This is a genomic window from Fructilactobacillus sp. X3R5C2, assembly GCF_059901175.1.
Genome location: NZ_JBWXVC010000001.1, coordinates 324935 through 339559 on the forward strand (window position 1 = coordinate 324935; position 14625 = coordinate 339559).

Consider the following 14625-nt stretch of genomic DNA (forward strand, 5'->3'; position numbering starts at 1 on the left):
ATAAAACTGAAAAGGAGGTTTCACGTTTATGTCCATGACAGATCCAATTGCAGACTTTTTAACTCGAATTCGTAATGCCAATATGGCAAGACACGATTCAGTTGACGTTCCTGCATCAAAAATCAAAAGAAACATTGCCGAAATTTTGAAGCGTGAAGGCTTTGTACGCGATGTGGAATACATCGATGACGATAAACAAGGTGTTATCCGTGTATACCTTAAGTATGGAAAAGATAATCAACGTGTAATCACTGGTTTGAAGCGAATTTCAAAGCCAGGATTACGTTCATATGTTAAATCAGATGATGTTCCTAAAGTTTTAAACGGTTTAGGAATTGCTATCATTTCAACTTCAGATGGTGTTATTACTGATAAAGAAGCTAGAGACAAAAAAGTCGGTGGCGAAGTATTAGCATACGTTTGGTAAAAATTAAAAAAGAATTGGAGGTGTTAATATGAGTAGAATTGGTTATAAAACTGTTGATCTTCCAGACGGTGTTGAAGTAAATCATAGAGGTACTAACGTAACTGTTAAAGGACCAAAGGGTACTTTAAATGCTACAATTTCACCAGAAATTAAAATGCAAGTTAAAGGTAACGAAGTGAACTTCACTCCAACTGGTAAGTATGACAACAAAGAACGTGCCCTACACGGTACAACACGTGCGAACTTCAATAACATGGTTGAAGGTGTTACAAATGGATTCCACAAGACACTTAAGCTAGTTGGAGTTGGATATCGTGCTCAATTAAAAGGTAGTACTTTGACTCTAAACGTTGGTTACTCAAACCCCGTTGAAGTTCAAGTTCCAGAAGATCTTACCGTAGCTGTTCCAGATAACACTACTATTAACATTAGTGGGATCAACAAGCAACATGTTGGTGATTTTGCTGCCGAAGTTCGTTCATACCGTTCACCAGAACCTTACAAGGGTAAAGGAATTAGATATGAAAATGAACATATTACCCTCAAGGAAGGTAAGACTGGTAAGTAATTTAACAATATAAAAAATAAGAGGTGACTATTTTGATTTCCAAACCAGACAAGAATAAAACACGTAAAGTTCGTCATAATCGTGTTAGAAGTAAAATTTCTGGTACTGCTGAGTGCCCACGTTTGAACGTTTTCCGTTCTAATAAAAACATTTACGCTCAAGTTATTGATGACGTAAAGGGTGTAACGCTAGCTAGTGCCTCAACTGTTGACAAGGAAGTTTCCGGAGACAACAAATCAGAACAAGCCGCAAGCGTTGGTGCTTTAGTTGCTAAGCGTGCAGTTGAAAAGAATGTTAAGAATGTTGTTTTTGATCGTGGTGGATACTTATATCACGGACGTGTACAAGCCCTTGCAGATGCAGCACGTGAAAATGGACTTGAATTTTAAAAAAGGAGGAATATAACGCACATGGCAAAGTTTATTAATCCAGACAAACTGGACTTAGAAGATAACGTTGTTGCTATCAACCGAATTACTAAGGTTGTTAAGGGTGGTCGTCGACTACGTTTTGCTGCATTAGTTGTTGTTGGTGACAAGAATGGCCACGTTGGCTTTGGTACTGGTAAAGCTCAAGAAGTTCCTGAAGCGATCAGAAAAGCCGTTGATAGTGCCCAAAAGAACTTAATTGAAGTTCCAATCGTTGGAACTACTATCCCTCACGAAGTTATCGGTCGTTTTGGCGGTGGAAAGATTATGTTGAAGCCTGCTGAAGAAGGTTCCGGAGTTGCTGCCGGTGGTGCCGTTCGCTCAGTTATGGAATTAGCTGGTGTAAACGATGTTACTAGTAAGCGTTTAGGCTCTGATACACCAGTAAACGTAATTCGTGCAACTTTTGAAGGTCTTAAGGAACTTAAGAATGCTGAAGAAATTTCATCATTACGTGGTGTCTCATCAGATCACTTAACCGAATAATAAGGAGGGGTTAGAAGATGGCTCAATTAAAGATTACTTTAGTTCATAGTGCTGCTCACCGTCTCCCTAAACAACGTAAGATTGTTAAGGCCCTTGGATTGGGACGAGTAAATAGTAGTGTTATTAAACCTGATAATGAAGCAACTCGTGGAGCTCTATTCAAGATTGCTCATTTAATTAAGGTTGAACAAGTTGATTAATATTCTTTAAAAGATAGGGAGGTGCAATTCAATGAAGTTAAATGAATTAAAAGCTGCTAACGGTTCACGTTCATCAAGAACTCGTTTAGGTCGTGGTCTTGGTAGTAAAGGTAAGACTTCAGGTCGTGGCCAAAAAGGTCAAAAGGCTCGTGGCAAAACTCGTGTTGGTTTTGAAGGTGGCCAAATGCCTTTATACCGTCAAATTCCAAAACGTGGATTTACCAACTTCAACAGAAAAGTTTTAGCGATCGTTAACTTAGCTGATTTAGATAATTTTGATGATGGCTCAGAAGTAACTCCAGATGTATTGATTCAAGCTGGAATGATTAAGGGCTCAAATGATGGCGTTAAAGTTCTTGCAGATGGCAAGTTAACTAAGAAGCTCACTGTTAAAGCTAACAAATTCTCAAAGAGTGCTGAAAAAGCAATTGAAGATGCCGGCGGTAAAGCTGAGGTGATTTAATGTTCACTACCTTAAAGAATGCCTTTGAAGAAAAAGATATTAGAAAAAGGATTTTATTTACCCTTTTTATATTGGCAGTTTTCCGTTTAGGTGCTTACATTACTGTGCCTGGAATCAATGCGGAAGCTTTGCAAAGTGTTGCATCCTCAGGTTTAGTTAATGTATTGAATATGTTTAGTGGTGGTGGATTAACTAATTACTCATTATTTGCAATGGGAGTTTCACCATACATTACTGCACAAATTGTTGTTCAGTTACTTCAGATGGATATCGTTCCTCGATTCGTTGAATGGGGGAAACAAGGTGAAGTCGGAAGGCAAAAATTGGATCAGGTAACAAGATGGTTAACGATTGTTTTAGCATTTGTCCAATCAATTGGTATTACTGCTGGATTTAATGCTTTGAGTAGTCTTCATTTAGTTAAGAACCCTGGAATGGGAACTTACATTAGTATTGGTTTAATTTTGACTGCTGGTACAATGCTCACTACGTGGATGGGCGACATGATTACTGACAAAGGAATTGGTCAGGGAGTTTCAATGATCATCTTTGCTGGAATTGTTGCTGAAATGCCAAGTGGAATTATGAGTGTTTATCGTCAATACGTTGAAGGTACACCAATGAATGAAATTTGGAAGCCAGCTCTTTTCATTATTGCCTTGATTATTGTAATTTTGATTATTGTTACCTTTGTTACTTGGGTACAACAAGCTGAACGTAGAATTCCAATTCAATATACTAGAAGAACATCAGGTTCACCAGACAGCAGTTACCTTCCCTTGAAGGTTAACGTCGCTGGAGTTATTCCAGTTATTTTCGCAAGTGCATTTATTTCCACTCCTCAAACGATTTTGATGTTTTTCACCAAAAACTTTCAAGGATCCGGATGGTATGAATTTTTAAGTAAGTTGTTTAACATGCAGACCCCACTTGGAGCTGCGTTTTACACCTTCTTAATTGTTGTATTTACTTTCTTCTATGCGTTTGTTCAAGTTAATCCACAGAAATTGTCGGAAAACTTACAAAAACAAGGTAGCTACATTCCGGGAGTATGGCCTGGTCGTGAAACTCAGTTATATATTTCTCGATTGTTGATGAGACTTAGTACCGTTGGTGCTTTGTTCTTGGGTATTGTTTCTCTAATCCCATTGATTGCACAAAATGTTTGGAACTTAAACGAATCAATTGGACTAGGTGGTACTAACCTCTTGATTATCGTTGGAGTTGCTATTGAAACCATTCAACAAATTAGAGGATTAATGATGAGAAAAGAGTACGTTGGATTTATTCAAAGTACTCCGGATGATAACAAGTAGTGGAGGAATTTAAATGTCAATGAATTTATTACTAATGGGTCTTCCAGGAGCTGGAAAAGGTACTCAAGCTGAATTCATTGTTGAAAAATATGGGATTCCACATATTTCAACTGGAGACATATTTAGGGCAGCAATGAAAAACAAAACTCCCATGGGAATTAAGGCTCAACAATACATCGATAAGGGTGAATTAGTTCCTAATGATGTTACCTGTGGGATTGTTGAGGATCGTCTTAAACAACCTGATACTGACAAAGGTTATTTGTTAGATGGTTTTCCTAGAAACATTGATCAGGCTAAAAGCCTTGAGGAAATGACTAGGAAAATGAGCAAAGAGTTGAATGCAGTTATTAATATTGAAGTCGATCCAAGTGTTTTAATCAAACGTTTGTCGGGTCGTTTCATCTGCAAAAACTGTGGCGCAACTTATCATAAATTATATAAAAAACCTATAGTTGATGGTACTTGTGATGTTTGCGGTGCTCACGTCTTCTATCAAAGAAGTGATGATAAACCTGAAACTGTCAAGAATCGTCTGAAAATCAATGAAAAGAGTAATGCTCCTTTAATTGACTTTTACAAGGATCGCGGCATTTTGCATTCAGTTAAGGGTGATCGAGATATTGCAGACGTTAGTAACGACATTGAGAAAATTCTAAGCAATTTAAATTAGTAAATTGTCGTTTGATTGCTGGAATGTCAGTGATGTGGTATATTATAGTTTGTATGTCTATTTGTAAGTGATACTTACGAGTTTAGTAATTTTGGAGGATTATTCGTGTCTAAAAATAATGTAATTGAAGTTGAGGGTAAGGTTTCAGAGACTTTACCTAATGCAATGTTTAAGGTCGAGCTTGAAAATGGTCATGAAATTTTGGCACACGTTTCTGGCAAGATCAGAATGCATTACATTCGGATCCTACCAGGAGATCGTGTAACCGTTGAAATGTCACCGTATGATTTAACAAAGGGTCGAATTACTTATCGATTTAAGTAAACCCTTCATATAGGAGGTTATAAAAAATGAAAGTACGTCCATCAGTAAAAAAAATGTGTGAACATTGTAAGATTATTAAGAGAAAAGGCCGTGTGATGGTGGTTTGCCCTGTAAACCCTAAGCACAAGCAAAGACAAGGAAAATAAATAAATTAAAATTATAGGAGGTGGACTTTAATGGCTCGTATTGCCGGAGTTGATTTACCACGTGATAAGCGAATTGTTATTGCGTTAACATACATTTATGGTGTTGGAAACACAACTGCTCAGCAAGTTTTGAAAAAAGCTGGGGTATCAGAAGACGTTCGTGTACGTGATTTAACACCTGATCAAGAAGATAAGATCAGAGAAGCTCTTGATGGTTACACAATCGAAGGTGACTTACGTAGAGAAGTTACTATGAGTATCAAGACTCTTCAAGAAATCGGTTCATATCGTGGGATGCGTCATCGTCGCGGTTTACCTGTTAGAGGTCAACACACGAAAAATAACGCACGTACAAGAAAAGGTAAGAAAACCACAATCGCTGGTAAAAAATAATAAAGAAGGAGGCTATCAGTTTCTATGGCTAAAACTAAAAATACTCGTAAGCGTAAAGCAAGAAAAAACGTTGAGTCTGGTGTAGCACACATTCACTCAACCTTTAATAACACTTTGGTTATGATTACCGATGTTCAAGGGAATGCTATTGCTTGGTCATCAGCTGGTGCATTGGGATTCCGTGGAAGTCGTAAGTCTACCCCATTTGCTGCTCAAATGGCTGCTGAAGCAGCTGCTAAGACTGCAATGGAACATGGAATGAAATCAGTAGAAGTTGCTGTTAAGGGTCCTGGATCTGGTCGTGAGTCAGCTATTCGTGCTTTACAAAGTACTGGTTTGGAAGTTGCTGCAATTCGTGATGTAACTCCAGTTCCACACAATGGTTCTCGTCCTCCAAAACGTCGTAGAGTTTAATATTTAATGAACGTTAAAGTTTTAAATTACTCAATGCGTTTTGAAAGGGGTAGAGACTACAATGATTGAATTTGAAAAGCCAAACATTCACAAAATTGAAGAAACAGACAACTATGGTGAAATAGTTGTAGAACCACTCGAAAGAGGATATGGTACCACTTTAGGCAATTCACTTAGACGTGTCTTGTTGGCTTCATTACCAGGAGCTGCGGTTACTAGCATCCAAATTGATGGTGTTCTACACGAATTTTCAACTGTAAAGGGTGTAGTTGAAGATGTTACTCAAATTATCTTAAACGTTAAAAAGATTAATTTGAAAATTAACTCAGATGACAATGAAACAAAGTCAATGAGTATTAATGTAACTGGACCAGCCGATGTAACCGCAGGTGATATCGTAACTGATAGTGATGTTGAAATTTTAAATCCGGATTTGCACATTGCAACGGTTGCTGACGGAACTACATTCCACATGAACATGACTGCCAACAAAGGTCGCGGCTACGTTTCTGCTGAAGAAAACAAAGCCAAAAACGATGGTATGCCAATTGGTGTTCTACCAGTTGATTCTATTTATACCCCAATCGAACGTGTTAATTATCAAGTAGAAGATGCACGTGTTGGTCAACGTGATGATTACGACAAATTGACGTTAGACGTTTGGACTAATGGTTCAATTACACCTTCTGATGCAATTAGTTTGGCAGCTAAGATCTTAAATCAACATTTCCAATTATTTATTGATTTAACTGACAGAGCAAAGAATGCCAATGTTATGGTTGAGAAGGAAGAAAGCCATAAAGAAAAAATGCTTGAAATGTCAATTGAAGAATTGGATCTTTCAGTTCGTTCTTACAATTGTTTGAAACGTGCTGGAATTAATACTGTTCAAGAATTAACTGATAAGTCTGAAGCTGACATGATGAAGGTTAGAAATCTTGGCCGTAAGTCACTCGATGAAGTTAAAGAAAAATTAGCAGCATTAGGACTATCTTTACGTAAAGAAGACTAAAAAGGAGGATATCCGGTTATGAGTTATCGCAAATTACAACGTACGAGTGCTCAACGTCGTGCTTTGCTTCGTAATTTGACTACTGACTTAATTGTTAACGGTCAAATCAAAACAACAGAAGCTCGCGCTAAGGATGTTAGATCATTAGCCGACAAGATGGTTACCTTGGGCAAGAAGGGTGACTTGAATGCTCGTCGTCAAGCTGCAGCTTACTTGCAAAACACCATTGCTGATGTAAAAGAAGACGGAGATAGTATCAAAGTAACTAGTGCATTACAAAAGTTATTTGACGAAGTAGCACCAAAGTATACGGACCGAAACGGTGGTTACACACGTATTCTTAAAACAATGCCTCGTCGTGGTGACGGTGCACCAATGGTAATCTTGCAATTTGTCGAATAATTTCGATATTTGTTAAGAATAATAAATATTTCACTATAGGAATCACTAAGGTTAAAGGTATAAAGTGTTACGATGATGGATTTTCCAAGTCTAGCTTGAATGTGGTTAACTCCATGCGCCTTAATCTTTTAGTGATTTTTTTATACATAATTTTAATAATAGGAGAGCTGATTCCATGAATCCAATCATTAATGTTTCCAATCTTTCTTTTAGGTATAATAATGAAGATGATCATAAGGTATTAGATGATGTCTCTTTTCAGTGCGAACGAGGTGAATATATTTCATTAATCGGTCGCAATGGGAGTGGTAAAAGTACCATTGCCAAACTGGTTGATGGTCTTCTAACTCCTAGTGAGGGAGAAATTGTGGTAGATGGGATCAGGTTGGACTCTCATGGTAATGACCGCGAAACAAGAAAAGCAATTGGCTTAGTTTTTCAAAATCCAGATGATCAATTTGTTGGTGCCACGGTAGCAAGTGACGTTGCGTTTGGACTTGAAAATAGGGCGGTTCCAAGAGAAGCGATGAAGCCAAAAGTTAAATCGGCGTTAGAAAAGGTAGGAATGTGGGAATATCGAGACGAGATTCCTAGTAGTCTTTCTGGTGGACAAAAGCAACGGGTCGCAATTGCAGGAGCAATTGTGCTTGATCCTAAAATTTTAATTCTAGATGAAGCGACAAGTATGCTAGATCCTTTAGCTACTAGACAAATTCATCAAGTTGTCAACAAATTAAATCAAAAACAAAATATGACAATTCTCTCCATTACGCATGATATCAATGTGACGGCTAAATCCGATCGGATATTAGCACTTAATAATAATAAAATTGTATTTGACGGAAAACCAAGTGCTTTCTTTCAGAAGCATCAATTAATTGCTGATATGGATCTAGATCTTCCCTTTAGTGAGAAGTTAAGGCAGAAATTCCTTGATGCAGGATATGACATTACTGACAAGTACGTGGATGATGAGGGGATGAGCCAATGGATAAGCACATTATTTTAAGTAACGTTGATTTTGTCTATCAACCCGGTCTGCCATCAGAAAGACAGGCTTTAAGTAATGTCAGTTTAAAGATTAATAAGGGTGAATTTTTGGGTGTTGTTGGAAAAACTGGTAGCGGAAAGTCAACGTTAGTTCAGATGATTAACGGATTATTGAAACCGACTTCGGGGAGTGTTACCGTTGGCAAAATCAAAATTAACAGTGAAACTAACAACCATAACCTAAGTGAGCTCAGAAAAAAAGTCGGGATGATTTTCCAGTTTCCGGAAAAACAACTGTTTGAAGATAATGTTCTAAAAGATGTATCTTTTGGTCCACTTAATTTTGGCGAAAATGAAGCAGTTGCAAAAAAGAGAGCCATTCAGGCGCTTTCAATTGTTGGCATTAGTAAAGAACTGTATTCTCGTTCACCCTTTGAGTTGTCTGGCGGTCAAATGCGTCGGGTCGCAATTGCTGGAACGATTGCATGTGATCCAACCGTTCTCATTTTAGATGAGCCGACGGTGGGATTGGATCCTAGTGGCAAGACCGAGATATTAAAGATTATCAAGCAACTAAACAAAAATGGAGTAACCATCATCATGGTTACTCACGATATGGATGTGGTGGCACAAAATGCTACCCGTGTTGTGGTTATGAATGATGGAAAAGTGTGTTCTGATTCAACTCCTAGGGAATTATTCAGCAATTACAAGTTAATCGATCAAAATTCATTAGCGCTTCCTGATTCTGTCCAGATATACTATGATTTAATTAATCGAGGCATCAGATTAAAAAAGATTCCGTTAACAGCGGATGAAGTTGTTAACGAAATTACGCAAAAACGAAGTGGAGTGAAGTAGAATCGATCAATTTGTGTTTGGAAAATACTTTCCTGGAAATTCATTCATTCATCGTTTAAATCCAGCGTTTAAGATTTTAGGCTCCGTTATCATTATTACGCTTATTTTGATGTGCAATAATTGGGTCAGTTATGGATGTATGACGCTTTTTACGTTGGTGCTGATATACTTATCCCATTCTCGAATTAAGATGCTTCTAAAGGGGGTCAAACCCATTCTGTGGCTAATTATTTTTACGGTCTTGATTCAAGTGTTTTTTGGCCATGGCGGAACGGTTTATTTTCATTTATGGTTTATCTCCATCACTTCATCGGGAATTATTAATGCGGTCATGATATTTGTTCGATTGGTCCTTATTATCACGATTGCTACTATTTTGACCATCACGACCAGTCCATCGATGATTGCACTTGGTGTTGAGACGATTCTGAGACCGCTTAAGTGGGTTAAAGTTCCCACTGAAACGATTGGGATGATGGTTTCAATTGCACTTCAATTTATTCCGACTCTAATCGATGAGTTAAATGACATTATGAATGCTCAAAGGGCACGGGGTGTTGATTTTGGTAAAGGCAAATTAATGAAACGAGCTAAAAGCCTAGTGTCGCTGATTATTCCCTTGTTTGTTTCTTCTTTTCGTCATGCTGAACACCTTGCAGATGCCATGGAAGCTCGTGGATATTCTGATGAGGTCAAGCGAACTCATTATCAGCTCGTCTCTTGGACGGTCCTTGATTGGGTTGCTTTAGGGGTCATGATGGTTTTAACGGTTGTAATTATTTTAGTGAGGAATTAGATGAAAACTCGGTATAAAATTACATTTGCATATGATGGGACTAAATTTGCTGGCTTTCAAACGCAGCCCAAGCAGCGAACGGTGGAGGGAACTTTAACTAATATTATTAACAAAATGGCCCAAAAAAGTGGCAAGCATGTTTTACTTTATGGATCTGGCAGAACTGACGCAGGTGTTCATGCCCTAGGTCAGGTTGCCCATTTTGACTTTCCCTATGATTTAGGTGAGGAAAGTATGTTAAAGGGGTTAAACAGTATGTGTCCCTTGGATATTGAAATAATAAGTGTGCAAAAGGTTAATGCTGACTTTCATGCTCGTTATGATGTAACGGGGAAAAAGTACTTGTATCGGTTGGATTTAGGGCGCTTTACCAATCCATTTAAAAGAAATTATACTGCTCATTGGCGTTTTCCCGTTAATTTCGATTGGATCGAAGAGGCCATTCATGATTACGTTGGCAAACATGACTTTTCGTCTTTTGTTGCTTCTGGTGCAAAGGAGGGGAGTCGGGTTCGTACAATTTTCTCGGTTGATGCTAACTTAGATAAAGTTACTAATGAGATGCAGTTCGAGTTTTATGGTGATGGTTTTATGTATAATCAAATTCGGATTATGGTTGGGGTGCTGATGGAGATTGGACGGGGAAAGCGGCCAGTTCATGATATCCAACGATTGTTCAAAGTGAAGGATCGAAACGAAGCACGTTTAACAATGCCAGCTAATGGATTGTACTTAAAAAAGGTTTATTATCCAGGAGATGATCCAAAACATTCAAAACGAAAACATCATCCAGATGATTAAAATGAATTTGACTTTCAGAAGAAATGTTAGTACTATTGTAACTGGTATTGTTTGCCCCACGATAAGCCCCGGAAACTTATTAGGTGTCGAACAAACACGGAAACATGGAGGAATTAAAAGTGCATACAACATATATGGCTAAACCCGGCGAAGTAGATCGCAAGTGGTACGTTATTGACGCAGATGGCGTTGAATTAGGTCGTCTCTCAAGTGTCGTTGCTTCTATTTTACGCGGAAAAAACAAACCTACATTTACGCCAAACGTAGATACAGGTGACAATGTTATTGTAATCAATGCATCTAAAGTTGCATTGTCTGGTAAGAAAGCTAGTGGCAAGATTTATTATCACCACACATCTTACATTGGTGGACTTAAGTCAATTACTGCTGGTCAAATGAGAGCAGAGAAGCCTGATCGACTTATCGAAACTTCAGTTAAAGGTATGCTTCCTCACGGTACATTAGGTCGTCAAATCGCTAAAAAACTTCACGTTTATGCAGGTGAAGATCACACTCATGAAGCTCAAAAACCAGAAGTTCTTGATATTAAGAACCTAATTTAAGGAGGAAACACAATTGGCTAAAGTACAATATACCGGCACAGGTCGCCGTAAAGATTCAGTTGCTCGTGTACGCTTAGTACCAGGTACTGGAAAAGTTGTAATCAATGACAAAGATGTTGAAGATTACATTCCATTTCCTAATTTAAGAGAAATCATTTTACAACCATACAATGTTACTGAGACACTTGGTAACTATGACACATTAGCTAACGTTAATGGTGGTGGATATTCAGGACAAGCTGGTGCTGTTCGTTTAGGAATTGCACGTGCTTTACTTGAAGTTGATCCAGACTTTAGAGAATCCCTCAAGAAGGCTGGTTTATTAACACGTGACCCTCGTATGAAGGAACGTAAGAAACCCGGCCTTAAGAAAGCTCGTAAGGCTGGTCAATTCTCAAAACGTTAATCAGAAGATTATATTTTGTCGCTCATGTCCGCATGAGCGCTTTTTTATTAAATGGGTGAATTTAAAATGAAAAAGACACGAAATTATCATATTGCAATTTTGTCAGTTTTTATTGCCATTATTTTGATTCAAAATTTTGTTCCTATTTTAGGATATATTCCGGTTGGTCCACTAAGCATTACGTTAATTCCAATTACCGTGATTGTGGCAACCTTAGTGCTTGGTTTAAAGGATGGCTTTATTCTTGGCACGCTCTGGGGTGTAATTGTGTTTGTCAGGGCCTTTACGTGGCCTACTAGTCCAATTGCTCCACTTGTCTTTGAGAATCCGATTACGGCCATTTTACCGCGGGCCCTAATTCCGGTAGTTGCTTACTTTTCCTACAAATGGTTAAAAAAATTACTTAATAATAAGCTTTCACTTGTGATTGCATGCGCTTTGGGTTCCATGACCAATACAATTTTAGTGCTGTTATTTATTTATATTTTTAATCGAAAGCAAGCTCCAATCCTATACCATGTGAGTGTTGACAAAATTATCTATGCCTTATTAGGGGTAGTTGGAACCAATGGTCTGATAGAAATGATTATTACAGCAATTGTTTGTCCAATTATCATTATTTCGTTAGATAAAGTAATCCAAAAATAAAAAGCAGATCATTACGATCTGCTTTTTGTTACTTTGATGCGTCCGATGATTTTTTGTCACCATCTTGTTTTGAATCGTCATCTGGTCCCTCATCAGGATCTTTTTGAATTCGTGGAGCTTGCTTAATCATTTTAAGATCTTTGTGATTAATAACGGTCTTGTTATGATACTTATCAATTATTTCTGGATCATCAGATTCAAATGTAATCAAAAAGGCATTATTGTAAGCTTTATCGATATAACCAGTAAAATCATTCTTTTCAAGTTTAAACGATACTTCATCGCCAACTTCAAAGGGTGATTTTTCGGTCTCCGTTTGTTCATCGTGTTTCTTTGCCAAACTGACCACCTCCAATTGTATTCAACTAATGAAATATAAACGAATAATTAACATTTGTCAATTTTTAACATTTTTGTAGTACAATTTAAACAGTAAATTTATTTGTAAGGAGGGTTAGTTTGGCTAGGAAAAAGAAGCAAAAGCAAAATAAGTTAGTTGCTTATGTCCTGACCGTGCTAATCCTGTTAGTCATGTTCGTTGGTGCTGTGATGATTTTAGGCAATTCTCATTTTAACCCGCAGTATGAACAAAATAATGTTAGTGTTCAACATAAGGAATTTATCAACAAGATTTTACCGAAGTCAGTTGAGATGCAACGGAAGTATAAAATTTTGACTAGCATTACCCTTGCTCAGGCTATTTTAGAATCAGATTGGGGCCAGAGTACTTTGGCTTCAAAGTATAATAATCTTTTTGGTGTTAAAGCGGGTGCTGGACAAAAGAGTGTCACTTTGGACACGACTGAATATACGAGTGGATCACCCGCAATGGTTCACGGAAGTTTTCGCGTTTACGATAATTGGGATGAGTCAATTGAAGATCATGCTGTTTTACTAGCTCATGGAACAGACTGGAACCCCATGCAATATAAAGAAGTTGTGTCGGCGGACAATTACGTTGATTCTGCCAAGGCTCTCAGTACCGATGGATATGCAACAGACCCGGCTTATGCAGACAAAATAATTAAAATCATTAAAAAGTATCATCTTAATCAATACGATAAACAATGATGTAGCAAAAGATTTATTGGAGGTTAAACTATGGATTCAGTATTACTCTACCCAGGAAGCACAATTGGAATTATTGGTGACTATTTTAGTAGTACGCAACTAGTTAACGTGGCCCGCGACGCGGGATTAAAAATCGCCACCTATAGTTCTAATTCAGATAGCGAGATCGCTAGACAATCTGATTACGCATTTACAGGTGACGTTAATGATGTTGATACTTTAAGGGAATTTTCTGAGAAGTGTGATTTAGTTACATACGTTTCAAATGACATTGATCCTCAGGTTATTAGTGAAATCGAAAAGTATACTTATGTTCCTCAAGGCGAATCCCTTTTAGAGATTAGTCAGGACCGTGTGATGGAAAGGGCCTTTTTTGATCAAATTAACGTCAATACGTCACCATACGTCACTATTATTAACTTGGAAGATATCTATCAAGCAATTGATTCAATTGGATATCCTGCAATTTTAAAGCCAATTCAGCGACACATGACTAATAACCAACAACTAGTTATTAACGAATCAAATGATATTGCACTTGCTTCTGATATGTTAAAAAGGGGTCCATATATACTGGAATCTTACGTTCCTTACCGTTTCGAATACGCAATTATTGCTACTAAATCAGTAAAAGAAGATTTACAACAATTTCCCGCCGTTAAAACCAGTTATTTAGGGAACATGCTCCAAACGGTAAGTACTGATACTTCCAAAACAGATTCTAACGTTATTAACGAAATGATTAGAATTGTTAATCAAATTGGCAAAAATGTTAAATACGTTGGTTCATTTGAGGTATCGTTCGGTGTAACGGCTGATCAAAACATTTACGTTACAAACATTGATCCAACCGTTAATAATGCCGGTTTTTTGTTTAATTTAGCTACTGATATCAGCGAGTATGATCAACATCTTCGGGCCATTTCAGGGTTGCCATTAGCTAAGATTAATAAGATTAGTGATGTGGTTGCTCGTTTGTTTACGAAAAAGCAATATGAACAGGTTCTTAGACAACGAATCCTTCAACCAAACTGGCAATTTTATTTTAATTATCACAGTAATGCACGTGATGATGATGTGGTTGGAGTGATTTTAATTCCAACCAATTCGGTCGAAGAGACGTTTAATCGAATTGTGAATACAGGAATTTGGACCAAAAATTAAATGTTATTAAAATTGAAGAGTCGGCAATTTGTCGGCTCTATTTTGCTATAATTAATGATGGATTTACAAAGCG

General features: G+C 37.6%; 24 protein-coding genes. 23 read left to right on the top strand and 1 reads right to left on the bottom strand.

Features of this window, described 5'->3' with window-relative positions; translation table 11 throughout:
- Positions 1-28 precede the first annotated feature (28 nt).
- From rpsH to AC6UD4_RS01770, 21 genes are all read left to right on the top strand, one after another.
- Positions 29-427, top strand: a complete 399-nt coding sequence (gene rpsH / locus AC6UD4_RS01670; RefSeq protein WP_010022729.1) for a 30S ribosomal protein S8 — start codon at positions 29-31, stop codon at positions 425-427.
- Positions 428-455: 28 nt separating this feature from the next.
- Positions 456-995, top strand: coding sequence for a 50S ribosomal protein L6 (gene rplF, locus AC6UD4_RS01675; protein ID WP_500693552.1), 540 nt, complete (start codon positions 456-458; stop codon positions 993-995).
- A 32-nt stretch (positions 996-1027) separates the two neighbouring features.
- A complete protein-coding gene (gene rplR, locus AC6UD4_RS01680; protein ID WP_500693553.1) occupies positions 1028-1384 on the top strand; it encodes a 50S ribosomal protein L18 in 357 nt (118 codons plus the stop codon).
- 21 nt (positions 1385-1405) lie between these two features.
- On the top strand, positions 1406-1909 hold the full coding sequence (gene rpsE, locus AC6UD4_RS01685) for a 30S ribosomal protein S5 (RefSeq protein WP_500693554.1): 504 nt from the start codon (positions 1406-1408) through the stop codon (positions 1907-1909).
- 17 nt (positions 1910-1926) lie between these two features.
- Positions 1927-2109 carry a 50S ribosomal protein L30 gene (gene rpmD, locus AC6UD4_RS01690; protein WP_500693555.1) on the top strand — a complete coding sequence of 61 codons (183 nt, stop codon included), beginning with the start codon at positions 1927-1929 and terminating at the stop codon, positions 2107-2109.
- A 31-nt stretch (positions 2110-2140) separates the two neighbouring features.
- Positions 2141-2572: a 50S ribosomal protein L15 gene (gene rplO, locus AC6UD4_RS01695; RefSeq protein WP_500693556.1), complete on the top strand. Its 432-nt coding sequence runs from the start codon at positions 2141-2143 to the stop codon at positions 2570-2572.
- Positions 2572-3888 (top strand): preprotein translocase subunit SecY, encoded by a 1317-nt coding sequence (gene secY, locus AC6UD4_RS01700; protein WP_500693557.1) that lies wholly within the window; start codon positions 2572-2574, stop codon positions 3886-3888. Before rplO ends, secY begins: the two co-directional genes overlap by 1 nt.
- 13 nt (positions 3889-3901) lie before the next feature.
- Entirely contained in the window at positions 3902-4561 is a 660-nt protein-coding gene (locus AC6UD4_RS01705; RefSeq protein ID WP_500693558.1) for an adenylate kinase, read from the top strand.
- A 105-nt stretch (positions 4562-4666) separates the two neighbouring features.
- Positions 4667-4885, top strand: a complete 219-nt coding sequence (gene infA / locus AC6UD4_RS01710) for a translation initiation factor IF-1 (RefSeq protein ID WP_010022742.1) — start codon at positions 4667-4669, stop codon at positions 4883-4885.
- 26 nt (positions 4886-4911) lie between these two features.
- Positions 4912-5031 carry a 50S ribosomal protein L36 gene (rpmJ, locus tag AC6UD4_RS01715; RefSeq protein WP_010022743.1) on the top strand — a complete coding sequence of 40 codons (120 nt, stop codon included), beginning with the start codon at positions 4912-4914 and terminating at the stop codon, positions 5029-5031.
- A gap of 30 nt (positions 5032-5061) precedes the next feature.
- Complete coding sequence (gene rpsM / locus AC6UD4_RS01720) at positions 5062-5424, top strand: 30S ribosomal protein S13 (protein WP_500693559.1); 363 nt, start codon at positions 5062-5064, stop codon at positions 5422-5424.
- A gap of 24 nt (positions 5425-5448) precedes the next feature.
- Positions 5449-5838 carry a 30S ribosomal protein S11 gene (rpsK, locus tag AC6UD4_RS01725; RefSeq protein ID WP_010022745.1) on the top strand — a complete coding sequence of 130 codons (390 nt, stop codon included), beginning with the start codon at positions 5449-5451 and terminating at the stop codon, positions 5836-5838.
- Positions 5839-5899: 61 nt separating this feature from the next.
- Complete coding sequence (locus AC6UD4_RS01730) at positions 5900-6850, top strand: DNA-directed RNA polymerase subunit alpha (RefSeq protein WP_500693560.1); 951 nt, start codon at positions 5900-5902, stop codon at positions 6848-6850.
- An 18-nt stretch (positions 6851-6868) separates the two neighbouring features.
- The gene (gene rplQ / locus AC6UD4_RS01735) at positions 6869-7252 is read left to right on the top strand and encodes a 50S ribosomal protein L17 (protein ID WP_500693561.1); all 384 of its coding nucleotides are present in this window, start codon (positions 6869-6871) and stop codon (positions 7250-7252) included.
- A gap of 175 nt (positions 7253-7427) precedes the next feature.
- Positions 7428-8261 (top strand): energy-coupling factor transporter ATPase, encoded by an 834-nt coding sequence (locus tag AC6UD4_RS01740; RefSeq protein ID WP_500693562.1) that lies wholly within the window; start codon positions 7428-7430, stop codon positions 8259-8261.
- The gene (locus tag AC6UD4_RS01745; protein WP_500693563.1) at positions 8240-9103 is read left to right on the top strand and encodes an energy-coupling factor transporter ATPase; all 864 of its coding nucleotides are present in this window, start codon (positions 8240-8242) and stop codon (positions 9101-9103) included. The genes AC6UD4_RS01740 and AC6UD4_RS01745 overlap by 22 nt, the downstream gene beginning before the upstream one ends.
- A gap of 13 nt (positions 9104-9116) precedes the next feature.
- Positions 9117-9899: an energy-coupling factor transporter transmembrane component T family protein gene (locus AC6UD4_RS01750; protein WP_500693564.1), complete on the top strand. Its 783-nt coding sequence runs from the start codon at positions 9117-9119 to the stop codon at positions 9897-9899.
- On the top strand, positions 9900-10700 hold the full coding sequence (truA, locus tag AC6UD4_RS01755; protein WP_500693565.1) for a tRNA pseudouridine(38-40) synthase TruA: 801 nt from the start codon (positions 9900-9902) through the stop codon (positions 10698-10700).
- 119 nt (positions 10701-10819) lie between these two features.
- Positions 10820-11263: a 50S ribosomal protein L13 gene (rplM, locus tag AC6UD4_RS01760; protein WP_500693566.1), complete on the top strand. Its 444-nt coding sequence runs from the start codon at positions 10820-10822 to the stop codon at positions 11261-11263.
- 13 nt (positions 11264-11276) lie between these two features.
- Positions 11277-11669 carry a 30S ribosomal protein S9 gene (gene rpsI, locus AC6UD4_RS01765; protein WP_010022758.1) on the top strand — a complete coding sequence of 131 codons (393 nt, stop codon included), beginning with the start codon at positions 11277-11279 and terminating at the stop codon, positions 11667-11669.
- A gap of 66 nt (positions 11670-11735) precedes the next feature.
- Positions 11736-12317, top strand: coding sequence for an ECF transporter S component (locus AC6UD4_RS01770; RefSeq protein WP_500696540.1), 582 nt, complete (start codon positions 11736-11738; stop codon positions 12315-12317).
- Positions 12318-12345: 28 nt separating this feature from the next.
- Here AC6UD4_RS01770 and AC6UD4_RS01775 read toward each other — a convergent pair whose 3' ends face one another.
- Positions 12346-12657, bottom strand: a complete 312-nt coding sequence (locus AC6UD4_RS01775) for a DUF2187 family protein (RefSeq protein WP_500693568.1) — start codon at positions 12655-12657, stop codon at positions 12346-12348.
- Positions 12658-12776: 119 nt separating this feature from the next.
- Between AC6UD4_RS01775 and AC6UD4_RS01780 the strand changes: the two genes are divergently transcribed.
- The gene (locus tag AC6UD4_RS01780) at positions 12777-13388 is read left to right on the top strand and encodes a glycoside hydrolase family 73 protein (RefSeq protein WP_500693569.1); all 612 of its coding nucleotides are present in this window, start codon (positions 12777-12779) and stop codon (positions 13386-13388) included.
- 30 nt (positions 13389-13418) lie between these two features.
- Positions 13419-14552 carry an ATP-grasp domain-containing protein gene (locus AC6UD4_RS01785; RefSeq protein WP_500693570.1) on the top strand — a complete coding sequence of 378 codons (1134 nt, stop codon included), beginning with the start codon at positions 13419-13421 and terminating at the stop codon, positions 14550-14552.
- Positions 14553-14625 lie beyond the last annotated feature (73 nt).

Excerpts from the sequence above, each read along its gene's own strand:
- AC6UD4_RS01770 (WP_500696540.1), top strand. The coding sequence starts at position 11,736 with ATGAAAAAGACACGAAATTATCATATTGCAATTTTGTCAGTTTTTATT.
- rplQ (WP_500693561.1), top strand. The coding sequence starts at position 6,869 with ATGAGTTATCGCAAATTACAACGTACGAGTGCTCAACGTCGTGCTTTG.
- AC6UD4_RS01740 (WP_500693562.1), top strand. The coding sequence starts at position 7,428 with ATGAATCCAATCATTAATGTTTCCAATCTTTCTTTTAGGTATAATAAT.
- rpmD (WP_500693555.1), top strand. The coding sequence starts at position 1,927 with ATGGCTCAATTAAAGATTACTTTAGTTCATAGTGCTGCTCACCGTCTC.
- rplF (WP_500693552.1), top strand. The coding sequence starts at position 456 with ATGAGTAGAATTGGTTATAAAACTGTTGATCTTCCAGACGGTGTTGAA.
- AC6UD4_RS01730 (WP_500693560.1), top strand. The coding sequence starts at position 5,900 with ATGATTGAATTTGAAAAGCCAAACATTCACAAAATTGAAGAAACAGAC.
- rpsH (WP_010022729.1), top strand. The coding sequence starts at position 29 with ATGTCCATGACAGATCCAATTGCAGACTTTTTAACTCGAATTCGTAAT.
- rpsK (WP_010022745.1), top strand. The coding sequence starts at position 5,449 with ATGGCTAAAACTAAAAATACTCGTAAGCGTAAAGCAAGAAAAAACGTT.
- rpsE (WP_500693554.1), top strand. The coding sequence starts at position 1,406 with ATGGCAAAGTTTATTAATCCAGACAAACTGGACTTAGAAGATAACGTT.
- secY (WP_500693557.1), top strand. The coding sequence starts at position 2,572 with ATGTTCACTACCTTAAAGAATGCCTTTGAAGAAAAAGATATTAGAAAA.
- rplO (WP_500693556.1), top strand. The coding sequence starts at position 2,141 with ATGAAGTTAAATGAATTAAAAGCTGCTAACGGTTCACGTTCATCAAGA.
- rpmJ (WP_010022743.1), top strand. The coding sequence starts at position 4,912 with ATGAAAGTACGTCCATCAGTAAAAAAAATGTGTGAACATTGTAAGATT.
- AC6UD4_RS01785 (WP_500693570.1), top strand. The coding sequence starts at position 13,419 with ATGGATTCAGTATTACTCTACCCAGGAAGCACAATTGGAATTATTGGT.
- rpsM (WP_500693559.1), top strand. The coding sequence starts at position 5,062 with ATGGCTCGTATTGCCGGAGTTGATTTACCACGTGATAAGCGAATTGTT.
- truA (WP_500693565.1), top strand. The coding sequence starts at position 9,900 with ATGAAAACTCGGTATAAAATTACATTTGCATATGATGGGACTAAATTT.
- AC6UD4_RS01745 (WP_500693563.1), top strand. The coding sequence starts at position 8,240 with ATGGATAAGCACATTATTTTAAGTAACGTTGATTTTGTCTATCAACCC.
- AC6UD4_RS01705 (WP_500693558.1), top strand. The coding sequence starts at position 3,902 with ATGTCAATGAATTTATTACTAATGGGTCTTCCAGGAGCTGGAAAAGGT.